The 15886-nt window shown below is 72.2% G+C and carries 13 protein-coding genes and 1 pseudogene; 7 read left to right on the top strand and 7 right to left on the bottom strand.

Going from position 1 to position 15886, the window contains the following annotated elements; all coding sequences use genetic code 11:
• Positions 1–32 precede the first annotated feature (32 nt).
• Genes ABZ464_RS32075 through ABZ464_RS32065 form a run of 3 tightly spaced genes read right to left on the bottom strand, consistent with a single transcriptional unit; the run spans position 33 to position 4367 of the window.
• Positions 33–1595, bottom strand: a complete 1563-nt coding sequence (locus ABZ464_RS32075; RefSeq protein ID WP_359282603.1) for a benzoate-CoA ligase family protein — start codon at positions 1593–1595, stop codon at positions 33–35.
• A complete protein-coding gene (pabB, locus tag ABZ464_RS32070; protein ID WP_359282600.1) occupies positions 1592–3742 on the bottom strand; it encodes an aminodeoxychorismate synthase component I in 2151 nt (716 codons plus the stop codon). Before pabB ends, ABZ464_RS32075 begins: the two co-directional genes overlap by 4 nt.
• 28 nt (positions 3743–3770) lie before the next feature.
• Complete coding sequence (locus ABZ464_RS32065) at positions 3771–4367, bottom strand: hypothetical protein (RefSeq protein WP_359282597.1); 597 nt, start codon at positions 4365–4367, stop codon at positions 3771–3773.
• Between the two features lie 221 nt (positions 4368–4588).
• Between ABZ464_RS32065 and ABZ464_RS32060 the strand changes: the two genes are divergently transcribed.
• A complete protein-coding gene (locus ABZ464_RS32060) occupies positions 4589–5377 on the top strand; it encodes a DUF3050 domain-containing protein (protein WP_359282594.1) in 789 nt (262 codons plus the stop codon).
• 357 nt (positions 5378–5734) lie between these two features.
• Positions 5735–5881, top strand: a pseudogene (locus ABZ464_RS32055) (AAA family ATPase); the annotation flags it as partial.
• A 292-nt stretch (positions 5882–6173) separates the two neighbouring features.
• On the opposite strand, the gene ABZ464_RS32050 reads toward ABZ464_RS32055, so the two are convergent.
• Complete coding sequence (locus tag ABZ464_RS32050; RefSeq protein WP_359282688.1) at positions 6174–6992, bottom strand: hypothetical protein; 819 nt, start codon at positions 6990–6992, stop codon at positions 6174–6176.
• 167 nt (positions 6993–7159) lie between these two features.
• Here ABZ464_RS32050 and ABZ464_RS32045 point away from each other — a divergent pair, with 167 nt between their 5' ends.
• Both ABZ464_RS32045 and ABZ464_RS32040 read left to right on the top strand, forming a co-directional pair.
• Positions 7160–7525 carry a hypothetical protein gene (locus tag ABZ464_RS32045; RefSeq protein ID WP_359282591.1) on the top strand — a complete coding sequence of 122 codons (366 nt, stop codon included), beginning with the start codon at positions 7160–7162 and terminating at the stop codon, positions 7523–7525.
• 13 nt (positions 7526–7538) lie between these two features.
• The gene (locus ABZ464_RS32040) at positions 7539–8726 is read left to right on the top strand and encodes a glutathionylspermidine synthase family protein (RefSeq protein WP_359282589.1); all 1188 of its coding nucleotides are present in this window, start codon (positions 7539–7541) and stop codon (positions 8724–8726) included.
• 4 nt (positions 8727–8730) lie between these two features.
• Here the strand turns inward: ABZ464_RS32040 and rocD are convergent, their stop codons facing one another.
• On the bottom strand, positions 8731–9936 hold the full coding sequence (rocD, locus tag ABZ464_RS32035) for an ornithine--oxo-acid transaminase (protein ID WP_359282586.1): 1206 nt from the start codon (positions 9934–9936) through the stop codon (positions 8731–8733).
• Positions 9937–10338: 402 nt separating this feature from the next.
• Here rocD and ABZ464_RS32030 point away from each other — a divergent pair, with 402 nt between their 5' ends.
• From ABZ464_RS32030 to ABZ464_RS32020, 3 genes are all read left to right on the top strand, one after another.
• Positions 10339–11793 (top strand): glycine hydroxymethyltransferase, encoded by a 1455-nt coding sequence (locus tag ABZ464_RS32030; RefSeq protein ID WP_359282584.1) that lies wholly within the window; start codon positions 10339–10341, stop codon positions 11791–11793.
• Between the two features lie 141 nt (positions 11794–11934).
• A complete protein-coding gene (gene trpS, locus ABZ464_RS32025) occupies positions 11935–12948 on the top strand; it encodes a tryptophan--tRNA ligase (RefSeq protein WP_359282581.1) in 1014 nt (337 codons plus the stop codon).
• A 182-nt stretch (positions 12949–13130) separates the two neighbouring features.
• Entirely contained in the window at positions 13131–13709 is a 579-nt protein-coding gene (locus ABZ464_RS32020) for a 2'-5' RNA ligase family protein (protein WP_359282578.1), read from the top strand.
• 12 nt (positions 13710–13721) lie between these two features.
• Here the strand turns inward: ABZ464_RS32020 and ABZ464_RS32015 are convergent, their stop codons facing one another.
• The gene (locus ABZ464_RS32015; RefSeq protein WP_359282575.1) at positions 13722–14477 is read right to left on the bottom strand and encodes a decaprenylphospho-beta-D-erythro-pentofuranosid-2-ulose 2-reductase; all 756 of its coding nucleotides are present in this window, start codon (positions 14475–14477) and stop codon (positions 13722–13724) included.
• 8 nt (positions 14478–14485) lie between these two features.
• On the bottom strand, positions 14486–15835 hold the full coding sequence (locus ABZ464_RS32010; RefSeq protein WP_359282572.1) for an FAD-binding oxidoreductase: 1350 nt from the start codon (positions 15833–15835) through the stop codon (positions 14486–14488).
• Positions 15836–15886: the final 51 nt, after the last annotated feature.

Genomic DNA, 15886 nt, shown 5'->3' with positions numbered 1-15886 from the left:
GGGACGGTTCCTCTCGGACGGGGACGGCATGGTCACCAGGCCCCCTGACGGACCAGATGGCGGCGGAGCTTGCCGGTGGGGGTGCGGGGCAGGGAGGGGACGAGGCTGACGCTGCGGGGGACCTTGAAGGCGGCGAGCCGTTCCCGCGCCAGCCGCAGCAGGTCCTCCTGGAAGCCCTGCGGCGCCGGGGCCTTCGCCGGGACGACGAAGGCGCGCAGCCGGCCCGCCCCGCTCGCGTCGGTGACGGCCGCGACCGCGACCTCCTTCACCGCCGGATGGGTGCGCAGTACGGCCTCCACCTCCAGCGGGGAGACGGTGATGCCGCCGACCATCTCCATGTCGTCGGCGCGGCCCAGGTGCGTGTACGTCCCGTCCGGTTCGCGGCGCGCCCGGTCGTGGGTGTTGAGCCAGCCGTCGACCAGGGTGCGGGCGGTCTCCTCGGGCCGGTGGAGGTAGCCGGGGGTGACCGTCGGCCCGTGGACCCACAGTTCGCCCTCCGCGCCGTCCGGCACCGGGCGTCCGGCCTTGTCGCGCAGCTCCACCTCGAAGCCGGGCACGGGACGGCCGACGGTGCCGGGGTGGTTGTGGCCGAGGCTGTTGGCGCAGAACGCGTGGCCGGCCTCGGTGGAGCCGATCTGCTCCAGGACCGGCGCGCCGAGCAGATCCACGACCCGCCCGCCGAGCCCGTCCGGCATGCCCTCGCCGGCCGACACGGCGGCCCGTACCGAGGCGAAGCAGGCCTCGTGGCCGCTGCCCCGGTCGGCGACCAGCGCCGCGTACGCCGACGGCACGGAGTAGAGGAGGGTCACCCGGTGCCGGGCGACCAGCTCGTCGACGGCGGCCGGGGTGGGACGGCGGTCGACCAGGACGGCCGAGGAGCCGGAGAACAGGGGGAAGACGAAGGCGTTGCCGAAGCCGTAGGCGAAGAACAGCTTCGAGACCGACAGGGTGACGTCGTCCGGGGTGACGCCGAGCAGCGGCCGGCCGATGAGCTCGTGGTACGCCTCCGGGTCGGCGTGCGTGTGCACGACCCCCTTGGGCCGGCCGGTCGTGCCGGACGTGTACTGGATGTAGAGGGGGCTGCCGGAGTCGACGGGACGGGCGTCGGCGGCCTCCGCCGTGGCAGCGAGCGCGAGCAGCTGGTCGGCGCCCAGGCAGGCCCGGCCGCCGAACCGGTCGTCCTCCAGCCCCGGCCCCGTCACGCACAGCACCGCGCCGGTGTCCGTGGCCATGAACGCGTGGTCGGCGGCGGGGAGTTCGGGATTGACCAGGACGGCCACCGCGCCGAGCCGCGCGACGCCGAGGAAGGCCGCCACCCAGGCGATCGAGTCGGGCAGCGCGAGCAGCACCCGGTCCCCGGCCCGTACACCTTCCGCGGCGAGCACCCCGGCCGCCCGCGCCGCGAGAGCGTGCACCTCACCGTGGGTCCAGCTCCGGTGCCCCTGATGAAAGGCGGCCCGTCCACTCCACCCCTCCCGCTCGGCGAGCGAGGCGAGCCGGGCGGCGAGGTTGGCGGGCTCGGGCGATGCACCGGGCGATGCACCGGGGGGTGCGGTGCCGAGTCGGGGTGCGGTGCCGAGTCGGGGAGTGGTCATCGGGCGCCCTCTTCCAGGGCGTCCGATGCGGTCAGGGGGGCGGCGCCGGCGTAGGCCCGCATCTGCGCGGCCGTCTTCAGCAGCATCTCGTCGTACTCGGCGACCGGGTCGGAGTCGAGGACGATCGCGCCGCCCGCTCCCAGGTGCATCCGGCCGTCGGCGAGGACGGCGGTGCGGATGACGATGTTGAGGTCGGCGCCGCCGCTGCACCCCAGATAGCCGAGTGCGCCGGAGTACACGCCCCGCGCCTCGGTCTCGATGTCGTCGATGATCTCCATCGTGCGCAGCTTCGGCGCGCCGGTCATCGAGCCGCCGGGGAAGCAGGCGCGGACGCAGTCGACGGCTTCCGTGCCCTCGCGCAGCCGGCCCTCGACGGTGGAGACGAGCTGGTGCACGGTCGCGTACGTCTCGACGGCCATCAGCCGGGACACCCGTACCGTCCCGGTCCGGCAGACCCGGCCCAGGTCGTTGCGGAGCAGGTCGACGATCATCAGGTTCTCCGCGCGGGTCTTGGCGTCCGCCGCCAGCGCGTCCCGGAGCCGGGCGTCCTCGCGGGGGTCGGCGCCGCGCGGTGCGGTGCCCTTGATCGGCTTGGTCTCGGCGACGCCGTCCCGGGTGATCCGCAGGAACCGCTCCGGCGAGGCGCCGGCCACGTCGAGGTCGCCGAACCGCAGGAAGGCCGCGTACGGCGCCGGGTTGACGCGCCGCAGCTCCCGGTAGAAGGCGTACGCCTCGGGCGGGGCGGGCAGCCGGGCCGCGTCGGTGAGACAGATCTCGTAGCTGGTGCCGGCCCGCAGCTCCCGCTGGCAGGCCTCGATGTCGGAGAGGTACGTCGTCCGGTCGCGCGTCAGCCACGGTTCGGCGGCGCCGAGGTCGGGCTCGGCCGGGGCGGGCGGCGGCGGCCGGTGGCCGTCGGGGGCGACGAAGGTGAGCTGGGCGACCGTGTGCTCCAGCCAGTCGGCGGCCTCGCGGGCGGCCTGCGGGGTGTCCTCGGCGAGGCAGACCGCGTAGGTGAAGTCCTCCTCGTGGTCCACCGCGATCAGCCGGTCGGCGAACAGCCAGGCGGCGTCCGGGGTCTCGGCGCGGTGGCGGTTCGGGGAGCCGCAGTCGGCCTTGGTCTCGTAGCCGAAGTAGCCGACGTATCCGCCGGTGAAGTCGAACGGGAGCCCGGTGGCGTCGACCCGGCGGTTGGCCAACTGCCGCTTGAGGTAGTCGAAGACGCTCGCGGTGACCTTGCGCGGGGGGCGTCCGGCCCGCTCGATCTCGCAGCGGCCGGCCTCGACGTCGTACCGGACGAACTCGGCGAGCGGACCGCTGTCGTCGCCGAGGAAGGAGAAGCGGGCGAGGCCCTGCTCGACCCGGGAGCTGTCCAGCCAGAACGAGCGCGCCGATCCGGCGAACAGCCGGCTGAAGACGGCCTCGGTGTCGACCGCTCCGGCGATCCGGCGGGTGTGCAGCCGGTAGGCGGGGAGGTTGCCCTGCCGGGGGCGGGGGATGGTCGGCCCGGCGATCGAGGCCGAGGGGACGGCGGTGTTCTTGGAGCGGGGGCGGCGGGCCCGCTCGGCGGTGAGGTTGCGGAAGTTCACCAGCATGCGGTGGCCGTACTCGGTGAGCACCGACTCCGGGTGGAACTGCACGCCCCACAGCGGCCGTTCGCGGTGCCGGATGCCCATGAGGACGTCGTCCTCGGCCCAGGCGGTGGCCTCCAGGGTGTCGGGCAGCGGCTCGTGCACGGCGAGGGAGTGGTAGCGGACCGCGGTGAAGTGCTGGGGCAGCCCCTGGAACAGGTCCCGGTCGTCGTGCCGCACCTGGGTCAGATGCCCGTGCCGGGGCTGCGGGGCGGGCGCCACCCGGCCCTGCTCCCCGAGCGCGATGCCCTGGTGACCGAGGCAGACGCCGAGGACGGGCACGGTCGCCTCGGCGAGCACCCGGGCGCTGATGCCGAAGTCACGGGCCGTTCCCGGATGTCCCGGACCGGGCGAGACCACGACATTGTCGAAACCGCCGAGTACGTCTAATACATCGATCCCGTCGGCACCGCCGGCGTCATTGTGGATCACCACCGGCTCCTCGCCGTTGACCTCGGCGATCAGCTGGAACAGGTTGTACGTGTACGAGTCGTAATTGTCGATGAGCAGGGTCTTCACCCGCCCACCTCCTTCGTCGTTCACGAACCTATACGGTCCGTCGTTTGTGCCGCCCACGCAGCGCCTGAAGCGGGGGATACAGCCATTTCTTGAAGAAACGCTGAAGGCGCGGCATGAGAATCCAGGTGACGAGAGCCGTCACACACAGGCAGAGCAACAGCGTGCGAATGAACGGATTGAGGCCGCCGAGATAGGGCAGCACGATCAGATTGAACAGGAGCACCGGTGGGAACACCGCGCTCATATTCACGAACCACAGTTTCCATTTCGCCGGCGGAGTGGGGGGAGCAGGCGGGGGCGGCGGCGGGGACAGGGGGGCCTGGGTGTCGAACCACTCCTTCGACCCCTGCACGCTACGGCGGCCCGCCCGTTCGGCGATGCCCTGGGTCCGTACGTCCCATTGGACCCGGTCGGGAGAGAACTCCCAGGCCAGGGCCGTGTCTTCGGTGGCGAAGCGATAGACGACATGCCACTCCGCCTCTCGATCGACAAGGACGCCACCCCCGAGGAAACCCGGCTGCCGGGCGCTCGCGCCCAGCATGGCCCACCCCCAGGTGTGGAAGTCGGCCTCGCGGCCCGGCACCACGTGATAGGCCACGGTCACGGTGACGGGATTACTGCTCACAGGGGGCAGTACGGGGTGGGGGACCGTCGCGTTCAAAGATTCAACGAGTTTTTTGTGGCCGTCCTGTGAGTGTCCGAATCGCGGCTCTTGCCGGTGTTTCTGGCTCCTTGGTGTCATCTGTCGGACGGTACTGCGGGTAACTTCCGCCGAATTCAGGAAAGTGCTTGCCGTCGTCGCTCGGATGGTTGGACGATCGCGGTCCGAGATCGAAGGAGATCTTCATGTCCAGGTATGACTGGAAACTGACCGCCGGGGGACAACAGGGAATCGAACGGGCTCGTTCCGTGCTGGAATCCGCCAGAAAAGAAGTCACGACCCACCCCATTTACCAGCGGATATCCGGGCCGGAACACCTCAGGACGTTCATGGCCCACCACGTCTTCGCGGTGTGGGACTTCATGTCCCTGCTCAAGTCGCTCCAGCGCGAGCTGACCTGCGTCGACGTGCCCTGGGTGCCGCGCGGCTCGGCGGTGGCCCGCCGGCTCATCAACGACATCGTGCTGGTCGAGGAGAGCGACGAGCTGGGCGGCGGCTTCACCAGCCACTTCGAGTTGTACCGGGCCGCCATGACCGAGGCCGGGGCCGACACCACCCGCGTCGACGTCTTCCTCGACCTCATCGGTGAGGGACACGACCTGTCGGCGGCCCTGCGCGTGGCCCAGGTGCCCGCCCCCGCGGCGGAGTTCGTCACGACGACCTTCGACATCATCGCCCACCGCCCGCTGCACTGCCGGGCCGCCGTGTTCGCCTTCTCCCGCGAGGACCTGATCCCCGACATGTTCGACCAGGTCGTCAAGGAGGAGGGCACGGACCGCTTCCCCCTCTTCCGCGACTACCTCGCCCGCCACATCGAGGTCGACGGCGAGGAACACACCCCCATGGCCCTCCAGATGGTCACCGACCTCTGCGGCACGGACGACACCCGCTGGCAGGAGGCCGTGGAGACCGTCACCGTCGCGCTGGAGGCGAGGTCCCGCCTCTGGGACGGCATCACGGAGGCGATGGCCTGACCCACGGCGAGGTGACCGGCCGTGAGGCGACCGGCCGTGAGGTGACCGGCCGTGAGGTGACCGGCCGTGAGGTGACCGGCCGTGAGGTGACCGGCCGTGAGGTGACCGGCCGTGAGGTGACCGGCGGCGAGGTGACCGGCCGTGAGGTGACCGGCCGTGAGGTAAGGCGGCGAGGTGACCGGCGGCGACGGCCGGTGGCTTCCCGCCCGGTGGCTTCCCGCGTGGTGGCGCTCGCCCCCTCGGGGACGGCGCACGCCCCCCTGCCCCGCGCGCTCCCCGCTACGTCCATTGCCGCATTGCCCGGGCCCCGGGCCGGTGCTGGACTGAGGGGCCCGGGCCTCGGGGGAGGGCGGTGCGATGGGTGATCGTGGGCGGGGCGGGCGAGCGATGTTCCTGGGGCGGGCGGACGAACTCGCCGCGTTACGGACGACGTACGACCGGGCGGCGGCCGGGCGGCCCGTGCTCGCCGTCGTCGAGGGCCCGCCCGGCATCGGCAAGACCGCCCTGCTGGGTGAACACCCGCACGATCTGCGTCGCGTCGTTCGGTCCCATGACTACCGTTGCTCAGAGCCTCAGCGGCTCTCAGCATTCCGGGCATTCCGGCCCGGAAGGTCCGTCACATCACCAAAGCGTGAGGGGGGAGCGTGCTCTCGGCGTGCCGGGCGGAGACCCTCGTACTGGATGTACTTGGGACTTCGCCCGGGGCGGCGAGTGGGGGTGCCCCCTCTGGGGGAGCGTGCCAGGCGGCGCGGGGCTGGGGGTACCCCCTCTGGGGGAGGGACTTTGCGGACACGGCCTAGGCCTCCTCCGGCGCCTCCCCGAAGCGGGCCAGTGCCAGGGCGCCCGCCACCGCGACCAGGAAGCCCAGCACGGCGAGCCACGTCAGCCCCTCCCGGGTGCGGTCGCCCAGCCACACCACGCCCACCAGCGAGGGGCCGATGGTCTCGCCGATCACCATTCCGGCCGTCGCCGTCGTCGGTGAGCCGCGCTGCAGGGCGGAGGTGAGCGTGAGGAACGCGGCCCCGCCGCCCAGCAGCAGCGCGTACGCCGCCGGATCGGTGACGAGGTCCGCGGGGGACAGCGAGTCGATCAGCCGCACCGACACCTCGACGACCCCGAACCCGAACCCGGCCCCCACCCCCAGCACCAGCGCCCGCCCCCGCTCCGGCAGCCGCCCCCCGGCCACGCCCAGCAGCAGCACCCCCGCCGCCGTCCCGAGCGCGACCCACTGCAGCACCGCGGGCCCGGTCTCCTCACCCTCCGTGCCCGAGGCGAGCCCCAGCATGGCGAGCCCCGCGCACACCACGGCCACCGCACCCCACTCGCCCCGGCTCAGCCGCACCCGCAGCAGCCGCGCCGCCACCACCGCCGTCACCGCGAGGCTCGACGCCAGCGCCGCCGCCACCGCGTAGATCGGGATCGAGCGGAGCGCGGCGATCTGGAGGACGAACCCCAGCCCGTCCAGCCCCAGCCCCGCCAGGTACCGCCACTGCCGCAGCGCCCGCAGCAGCAGCGCCGCCTCCCCGCCGCTCCCGCCGGACGCGGCCCGCGCGGCCATCGCCTGCAGCACCGTCGCCGTACCGAAGCAGACCGCCGCGCCCAGCGCGCACACCATTCCGAACAACACGAACGGACTGTAGGCGCGCGGCACCGCACGGGGGGCCGGTGTGCACATGTTCTCACCGATCTTTAGGCTGGCGGCCGGAAGTCGCCGTAGGGGCGATGTAAAGACAGCAACAGACAGCAACAGACAGCAACAGACAGCAACGGGGAGACGGGGACATGGCGGAAGCACGCAGGCGTTTGCGGTCCAGCACGGTCGTACTCGGCGGTATGGGCGTGGTCGCCGCCGCCCTCACCTCCTGCGGGTCCGACCCGGACCGCCGCTGCGTCGACCGCGACAGCTACGACACCCTCTACGGCTACAAGGTCGTCGCCGACAAGAACTGCAAGTCCTCCACCTCCGGCTCCACATCCACGGGCAAAGGCAGGAAGACCGCCTCGGGCACGGCCAAGAAGACCGACGCCGACTGGTACTACGACGCCGACGTCGACAGGGGCTGGGCCGACTACGGCACCTTCAGCAGGAGCGAGGCCGTCGACCGGGGCGGCTTCGGCTGCTCCGGCTCCGGCAGCAGCGGCGGCTGAGCGGCCGTACGCCATGCAGCGCCACACCATCGAGCCCCGCCCCGGCTGGCAGCAGACGGTCGAGGAGCAGGGACTCGTCTATCCCCTCACCCGCCACCCCGACGGCGCCCTGCGCCCGTACTGGGACGAGAGCGCCTACTACGCCTTCACCCTCGACGAGGTCGAGGCCCTGGAGGAGACCGTCGAGGAACTGCACCGCATGTGCCTGGCGGCGGCGGACCACCTGGTCACCGCCGGCCGCCTCGCCGACCTCGGCATCACCGACCCGCGCGTCGCCGCCGCCGTCACCGAGGCCTGGCACCGGCGCGCCGAACTCCCCTCCGTCTACGGCCGCTTCGACCTGCGCTACGACGGCACGGGCCCGGCGAAGCTGCTCGAGTACAACGCCGACACCCCCACCTCCCTCGTGGAGGCGGCCTCCCCGCAGTGGTTCTGGATGGAGGAGCGCTTCCCGGGCGCCGACCAGTGGAACTCCCTGCACGAACGCCTGGTCGAGTCCTGGCGGAAACAGGCCCCGCTCCTCCCGCCCGGCAGCCCGCTCTACTTCGCGCACTCCACCGCCGACGAACTCGGCGAGGACCTGATGACGGTCGCCTACCTCAAGGAGACCGCCGAACAGGCGGGCCTCGACACGGCGTTCATCCCCGTCGAGGACATCGGCTTCGACCGTCTCTCCGGCCGCTTCGTCGACCACCGGCTCCGCTTCATCCGCAGCTGCTTCAAGCTCTACCCCTGGGAGTGGCTCACCACCGACCGCTTCGCCGGCCATGTCCTCGACACCCTCGACAACGGCGGCGGCACCGGCAGCACGATGTGGATCGAGCCCGCCTGGAAGATGCTGCTCAGCAACAAGGCCCTGCTCGCCGTCCTGTGGGAGCTGTACCCGGACCACCCGAACCTCCTCCCCGCCCACCTCGACGGCCCCCGCGAGCTCGCCGCCACCACCGGTTACGTGGCCAAGCCCCTGCTGGGCCGGGAGGGCGCCGGCGTCACGATCCACGAGAAGGGCGCCGACGCCGTCCTGCGCACCGACGAACCCTGCTGCTACCAGCAGCTCGCCCCGCTCCCCGCCTTCGACGGCAACCATGTCGTCCTCGGCGCCTGGGTGGTGGGGGAGGAGTCCGCGGGGCTCGGCATCCGGGAGTCGGCCGGCCTGATCACGGACGAGTACGCCCGCTTCGTACCGCATGTGATCCTCTGACGCCCTACAGCCCCAGCACCGCCCGGATCTGCTCCAGCCCCCAGTCCAGGTCCTCCGTGGCGACGACGAGGGGCGGCGCGATCCGGATCGTCGGGCCGCGGGTGTCCTTCACCAGCACGCCCCGGTCCACCAGCCGCTCCGCCACCTCCCGCCCCGACCCGTACCCCGGCGCCACGTCCACGCCCGCCCACAGCCCGCGCCCCCGCACCGCCGTCACCCGCCCCGTGGCGGCCAGCGCCCCCAGCTCCCGGTGCAGCCGGTCCCCGAGGAGCGCGGCCCGCTCCTGGTACGTGCCCGACCGCAGCATCGCGATCACCTCCAGCGCCACCGCGCACGCCAGTGGATTCCCGCCGAACGTCGACCCGTGCTCCCCGGGCCGGAACACCCCGAGCACCTCCGCGTCCGCCACCACCGCCGACACCGGCACGATCCCGCCGCCCAGCGCCTTGCCCAGCACATACACATCCGGTACGACTCCCTCGTGCTCGCACGCGAAGGTGCGCCCCGTCCGGCCGAGCCCCGACTGGATCTCGTCGGCGACGAACAGCACCCCCCGCTCCCGGGTCAGCTCCCGCACCGCCGGCAGATAGCCCTCCGGCGGGACGATCACCCCCGCCTCGCCCTGCACGGGTTCGAGCAGCACGGCCACCGTGTTCTCGGTCACCGCCGCCCGCATCGCCGTGACGTCCCCGTACGGGACGATCTCGAAGCCGGGCGTGTACGGCCCGTAGTCCGCCCGGGCCTCGGGGTCGGTGGAGAAGCTGACCACCGTCGTCGTACGGCCGTGGAAGTTGTTGCCGGCGACGACGATCTTCGCCATCTCCGCCGGGACCCCCTTCACCCGGTAGCCCCACTTCCGGGCGGTCTTCACGGCCGTCTCCACCGCCTCCGTGCCCGTGTTCATCGGCAGCACCATCTCCTTGCCGCACAGCGCGGCCAGCTCGGTGCAGAACGCGGCGAACCGGTCGTGGTGGAACGCCCTCGACGTCAGCGTCACCCGCTCCAGCTGCGCCTTCGCCGCCTCGATCAGCCGCCGGTTGCCGTGCCCGAAGTTCAGCGCGGAGTAGCCCGCCAGCAGATCCAGATACCGCCGCCCCTCCACATCCGTCAGCCACGCCCCGTCCGCCGTCGCGATCACCACCGGCAGCGGGTGATAGGTGTGCGCGCTGTGCGCGTCGGCGGCGGCGATCAGCGACTCGGTCATGCTCACGGGGACCCTCCTGGGACGGCCGGGGATCTCCAGCGTGCGCCCATGCCCGGTCGCTCGCATGGTGGACGCGGCACCTTCACGCGCGCGCGTGAACGGTAGTCTGGCGGCGGGCCGTGACTGGCGCGCTGGGCCCGGTCGTCACATTCCCGTCGTCCGCCCGGAGGGCGGGCGGCGCGGCGTCTGGCGCGTGCGATCGCAAGGCGCCGGAGCGCCCGCGTGGCGGAGCTACGTGGGCGATTCGGCAACGCGGCGAGCGTGCGTGTCAGACGCCGCGCCGCAGGCGGGAATGTGATGACCGGGCCCGAGGATGGGACGGACCATCGGGGAGCGGCCTGTGAGCAGCAACAGTGCCGTGCGCCTGGGCCGAACCGTGAACGCCGAACGCATGTCCGGAGGTCCCGAATGTCTGCCGAGTCCGCACCCCTGTCCACCGAGTCCACCGCCTTCCGCGCCGCCCTGGACGTGATCCGCGCCGTCGAGCCGCGCGTCGCCGACGCCATCGGCCAGGAGGTCCACGACCAGCGCGAGATGCTCAAGCTGATCGCCTCCGAGAACTACGCCTCCCCGGCCACCCTCCTCGCGATGGGCAACTGGTTCAGCGACAAGTACGCCGAGGGCACCGTCGGCCGCCGCTTCTACGCCGGCTGCCGCAACGTCGACACGGTCGAGGCGCTCGCCGCCGAGCACGCCCGCGAGCTCTTCGGCGCCCGCCACGCCTACGTCCAGCCGCACTCCGGCATCGACGCCAACCTGGTCGCGTTCTGGGCCGTCCTCGCCGACCGCGTCGAGGTCCCCTTCCTGGAGAAGACCGGCGCCCGCCAGGTCAACGACCTCACCGAGGCCGACTGGGCCGAGCTGCGCCAGGCCTTCGGCAACCAGCGCATGCTCGGCATGTCCCTGGACGCCGGCGGCCACCTCACCCACGGCTTCCGCCCGAACATCTCCGGCAAGATGTTCGACCAGCGCTCCTACGGCACCGACCCCGCCACCGGCCTCATCGACTACGACGCCCTGCGCGCCCAGGCCCGCGAGTTCAAGCCGCTGATCGTCGTCGCCGGCTACTCCGCGTACCCCCGGCTGGTGAACTTCCGGATCATGCGCGAGATCGCCGACGAGGTCGGCGCCACGCTGATGGTCGACATGGCGCACTTCGCGGGCCTGGTCGCCGGCAAGGTCCTGACCGGCGACTTCGACCCGGTCCCGCACGCCCAGATCGTCACCACGACCACCCACAAGTCCCTGCGCGGCCCGCGCGGCGGCATGGTCCTGTGCGACGACTCCCTCAAGGACCAGGTCGACCGCGGCTGCCCGATGGTCCTCGGGGGCCCGCTCCCGCATGTGATGGCCGCCAAGGCCGTCGCCCTCGCCGAGGCCCGGCAGCCCGCCTTCCAGGACTACGCCCAGCGGATCGTCGACAACTCCCGCGCCCTGGCCGAGGGCCTGATGCGCCGCGGCGCGACCCTCGTCACCCGCGGTACCGACAACCACCTCAACCTGATCGACGTCGCCACCTCCTACGGCCTCACCGGCCGCCAGGCCGAGGCGGCCCTCCTCGACTCGGGCATCGTCACCAACCGCAACGCCATCCCGGCCGACCCGAACGGCGCCTGGTACACCTCCGGCATCCGCGTCGGCACCCCGGCCCTGACCACCCGCGGCCTCGGCACGGCGGAGATGGACGAGGTCGCGGGCCTGATCGACCGCGTTCTCACCACCACCGAGCAGGGCACGACGAAGTCCGGCGCGCCGAGCAAGGCCGCCCACGTCCTCGACGCCAAGGTCGCGGACGAGATCTCCCAGCGGGCGACGGACCTGGTGTCGGGCTTCCCGCTGTACCCGGAGATCGACCTGGGCTGATCGACACCTTCAGGGGCAGCGCCCCGAAAGGGGCGCGGGGAACCGCGCGACCAGCCACAACGGTCCGCGGTCCCCCGCGCACCGCACCACCCCTCCCCTCCCGGGCCAAACTCACCCTCTCGCTCTGAGAGAATGGTGAACATGGCCTCAGACCGACCCCGCGTGCTCTCCGGCATCCAGCCCACCGCCGGCTCGTTCCACCTGGGCAACTACCTCGGCGCCGTCCGCCAGTGGGTGGCCCTCCAGGAGTCCCACGACGCCTTCTACATGGTCGTCGACCTGCACGCGATCACGGTCCCGCAGGACCCGAAGGACCTCACGGCCAACACCCGCCTGGCCGCCGCGCAGCTCCTCGCGGCGGGCCTGGACCCCGAGCGCTGCACCCTCTTCGTGCAGAGCCACGTCCCCGAGCACGCCCAGCTCGCCTGGGTCATGAACTGCCTCACCGGTTTCGGCGAGGCCGGCCGGATGACCCAGTTCAAGGACAAGTCCGCCCGCCAGGGCGCCGAGAGCGCCAGCGTCGGCCTGTTCACGTACCCGATCCTCCAGGTCGCGGACATCCTGCTCTACCAGGCCCACGAGGTGCCCGTCGGCGAGGACCAGCGCCAGCACATCGAGCTCACCCGTGACCTCGCCGAGCGCTTCAACGGCCGCTTCGGCGCGACCTTCACCATCCCGAAGCCGTACATCCTCAAGGAGACGGCGAAGATCTACGACCTCCAGGACCCGTCGATCAAGATGAGCAAGTCGGCGTCCACGCCGAAGGGCCTCATCAACCTGCTCGACGACCCGAAGGTCACCGCGAAGAAGGTCAAGAGCGCGGTCACGGACACCGACACGGTCGTCCGCTACGACCTGGAGAACAAGCCGGGCGTCAGCAACCTGCTCACCATCTACTCCACCCTCACCGGCAAGAGCGTCGCGCAGCTGGAGCAGGAGTACGAGGGCAAGATGTACGGCGCGCTCAAGACGGACCTCGCGGACGTGGTCGTCGACTTCGTCACCCCGTTCCGGGACCGCACCCAGCAGTACCTGGACGACCCGGAGACGCTGGACTCGCTCCTCGCGAAGGGCGCGGAGAAGGCGCGCGCCGTCGCCGCGGAGACGCTCTCCCAGGTGTACGAGCGGGTCGGCTTCCTGCCCGCGAAGCACTGAAGGCGCTCGGAAGCACCCGGGGCGCACCGCACACACGTTCCTCCGGGCGGAGCGCTGCACATCACTTCCTCTGCGCCTGCCCAGAGCACAGCCGTGGCCGTACAGTCGATAGCCGTACGACTGAGACGACTGAGTACGAACCCGGCACGACACCACCACCGGTTTTGACGACAGGAGACGACGTGGGGACCGTAACGATCGGCGTGTCGATCGCGGTCCCGGAGCCTCACGGCAGCCTGCTCCAGGAGCGGCGCACGGGCTTCGGCGACGCCGCTGCTCACGGCATCCCCACGCATGTCACGCTGTTGCCGCCGACGGAGATCGAGGCGAGCGACCTGCCGGCCGTCGACGCCCACCTCACCGAGGTCGCGGCGACCGGCCGCCCCTTCCCGATGCGTCTGTGCGGCACCGGCACCTTCCGTCCGCTGTCGCCGGTGGTGTACCTGAAGGTCGTCGAGGGCGCCGAGGTCTGCGCCTGGCTCCAGCAGCTGGTCCGGGACGCGTCCGGCCCGCTGGTGCGGGAGCTGCTGTTCCCGTACCACCCGCATGTCACGGTGGCGCACGGCATCGACGAGGACGCGATGGACCGGGCCTTCGAGGAACTCTCCGGCTACGAGGCCGACTGGTCCTGCACCGGCTTCGCCCTCCATGAACAGGGCGCGGACGGTGTCTGGCGCGAGCTCCGCGAGTACACGTTCGGCGGCCCGGTGGTCCCCCCTCAGGCAGCGCGGGTGAACAACGCCTCGGGTCAGTACACCTAGACAGGCAACCGTCTAGACAGGCAACCGCCGGAACACCCCCCGCGGCACATGCCGCAACGCCGACATCACCACCCTCAGCACCCCCGGCACCCACACCACCTCCGTCCGCCGCCGCAACCCCAGCTCCACCGCCGCCGCCACCTCCTCGGGCGTCGTCGCGAGCGGCGCCTCGGGTAGCCCCGCCGTCATCCGTGTCCGTACGAACCCGGGCCGTACGACCATGACGTGCACCCCGGTGCCCTGCAACGCGTCTCCCAGCCCCTGTGCGAACGCGTCCAGGCCGGCCTTGCTGGAGCCGTAGATGAAGTTCGAGCGGCGGGCCCGCTCCCCGGCGACGGAGGAGAGCACGACGAGCGCCCCGTGGCCCTGCGTCTGGAGGGCGCGGGCGCTCACCAGGCCCGCCGACACCGCGCCGGTGTAGTTGGTCTGGGCGACCCGCACCGCCGCCGCGGGGTCGCGCTCGTCGTGCGCCTGGTCGCCGAGGACGCCGAAGGCGAGCAGGACGAGATCGATGTCGCCGTCGGCGAAGACCTTGCCGAGGACCGGCTCGTGGCTGTCGGGGTCGAGGGCGTCGAAGGCGACCGTACGGACGTCGGCGCCGAGGGCGCGCAGCTCGGCGGCGGCCGACTCCAGGGCGGGGGAGGGGCGTCCGGCCAGCCACACCGTGCGGGTGCGGCGGGCGATCAGCCGGCGGGCGGTCGCCAGCGCGATCTCGGACGTACCGCCGAGGACGAGGAGGGACTGGGGGAGGCCGAAGGCGTCCTGCACTGCAGCTCCTAGAGGTTGAGGCGCCGGGACAGATCGGAGGTGAGGACCCCGCGCGGGTCCAGCTCCGCGCGCAGTGCGCGGAAGTCGGCCAGGCGCGGGTACATGGCGGTGAGCAGGTCGGGGCGCAGCCGGGAGTCCTTGGCGAGGTAGACGCGTCCGCCGGCGGCGGCCACCTCCTCGTCCAGCTCGTCGAGGAAGGCGCCGAGGCCGGGCAGGGCGGCCGGGACGTCCAGGGCGAGGGTCCAGCCGGGGCGCGGGAAGGAGAGCCAGCCGGGGTCGGCCTCCCCGAACCTCTTGAGGACGGCGAGGAAGGACGGGCAGCGGTGCGCGGAGATCCGGTCCACGATCCGGCGCAGGGCGTCCTCATGGCCGTACCCGACGACGAACTGGTACTGCACGAAGCCGCTCCTGCCGTAGACGCGGTTCCAGTGCGGGACGCCGTCGAGGGGGTGGAAGAACGCGGAGAGCGGCTGGAGTTCGCCGGTCCGCGCCCGGGGCGCCCTGCGGTACCAGAGTGCGTTGAACAGGCCGACGGTCGCGCGGTTCAGCAGGCCGCCAGGCAAGGCGGCGGGCGCGGCCGGGAGACGGGAGGGGCGGAAGGCGAGCGGTGCGCTGCGCGCGCGGGCGGGCAGCGCGTCCAGGGGCGCGTGGTCGCCGCGGGTGAGCACCGCGCGCCCGGTGGCCGCCCCGCGCGCGAGGAGGTCGATCCAGGCGACCGAGTAGCGGTGGCGGTGGTCGCCGGCGGTCAGCCGGGCCATCAGGTCGTCGAGGTCGGTGGCGCGTTCGGTGTCGACCGCCATCAGGGACGTCTCGACGGGCTGGAGCCGGACGGTGGCCGTGAGGATCACCCCGGTCAGGCCCATGCCGCCGGCGGTCGCCTCGAACAGCGGGGTGCCCCGGGCCGCCGTCCTGACGGCGCCGTCGGCGGTGAGCAGCTCGAAGGACAGCACATGCCGGGCGAAGGAGCCGGAGACGTGGTGGTTCTTGCCGTGGATGTCGGCGCCGATCGCGCCGCCGACGGTGACGTACCGGGTGCCCGGGGTCACCGGCACGAACCAGCCGAGCGGCAGCAGCACCTCCATCAGCCGGTGCAGCGAGACGCCCGCGTCGCACAGCACGGTCCCGCCGGCCACGTCGACGACATGGATCCGGTCCAGGCCGGTCATGTCCCACACCGTCCCGCCGGCGTTCTGCGCCGCGTCCCCGTACGCCCGCCCGAGCCCCCTCGGGATGCCCCCGCGGACCCCGCAGTCCCGGACCGCGGCCACGGCCTCCTCGTACGTCCGGGGGCGGACCAGACGGGCGGTGGAGGGGGCGGTGCGGCCCCATCCCGTGACGGAAACGGTCTCGGCAGGCATGATGGCGACCGTATCGCCCCTCTACGGGCGATCAGTTTTGAAACCTCCCGA

Origin of the sequence: Streptomyces sp. NPDC005820 (assembly GCF_040630255.1) — a bacterium.
GTDB lineage: Bacteria > Actinomycetota > Actinomycetes > Streptomycetales > Streptomycetaceae > Streptomyces.
This window is presented reverse-complemented; position numbering and strand designations above follow the sequence as displayed.

Excerpts from the sequence above, each read along its gene's own strand:
- trpS (WP_359282581.1), top strand. The coding sequence starts at position 11,935 with ATGGCCTCAGACCGACCCCGCGTGCTCTCCGGCATCCAGCCCACCGCC.
- ABZ464_RS32050 (WP_359282688.1), bottom strand. The coding sequence starts at position 6,992 with ATGGTGTGCGCGCTGGGCGCGGCGGTCTGCTTCGGTACGGCGACGGTG.
- ABZ464_RS32075 (WP_359282603.1), bottom strand. The coding sequence starts at position 1,595 with ATGACCACTCCCCGACTCGGCACCGCACCCCGACTCGGCACCGCACCC.
- ABZ464_RS32060 (WP_359282594.1), top strand. The coding sequence starts at position 4,589 with ATGTCCAGGTATGACTGGAAACTGACCGCCGGGGGACAACAGGGAATC.
- ABZ464_RS32045 (WP_359282591.1), top strand. The coding sequence starts at position 7,160 with ATGGCGGAAGCACGCAGGCGTTTGCGGTCCAGCACGGTCGTACTCGGC.
- ABZ464_RS32030 (WP_359282584.1), top strand. The coding sequence starts at position 10,339 with ATGTCTGCCGAGTCCGCACCCCTGTCCACCGAGTCCACCGCCTTCCGC.
- ABZ464_RS32010 (WP_359282572.1), bottom strand. The coding sequence starts at position 15,835 with ATGCCTGCCGAGACCGTTTCCGTCACGGGATGGGGCCGCACCGCCCCC.
- ABZ464_RS32040 (WP_359282589.1), top strand. The coding sequence starts at position 7,539 with ATGCAGCGCCACACCATCGAGCCCCGCCCCGGCTGGCAGCAGACGGTC.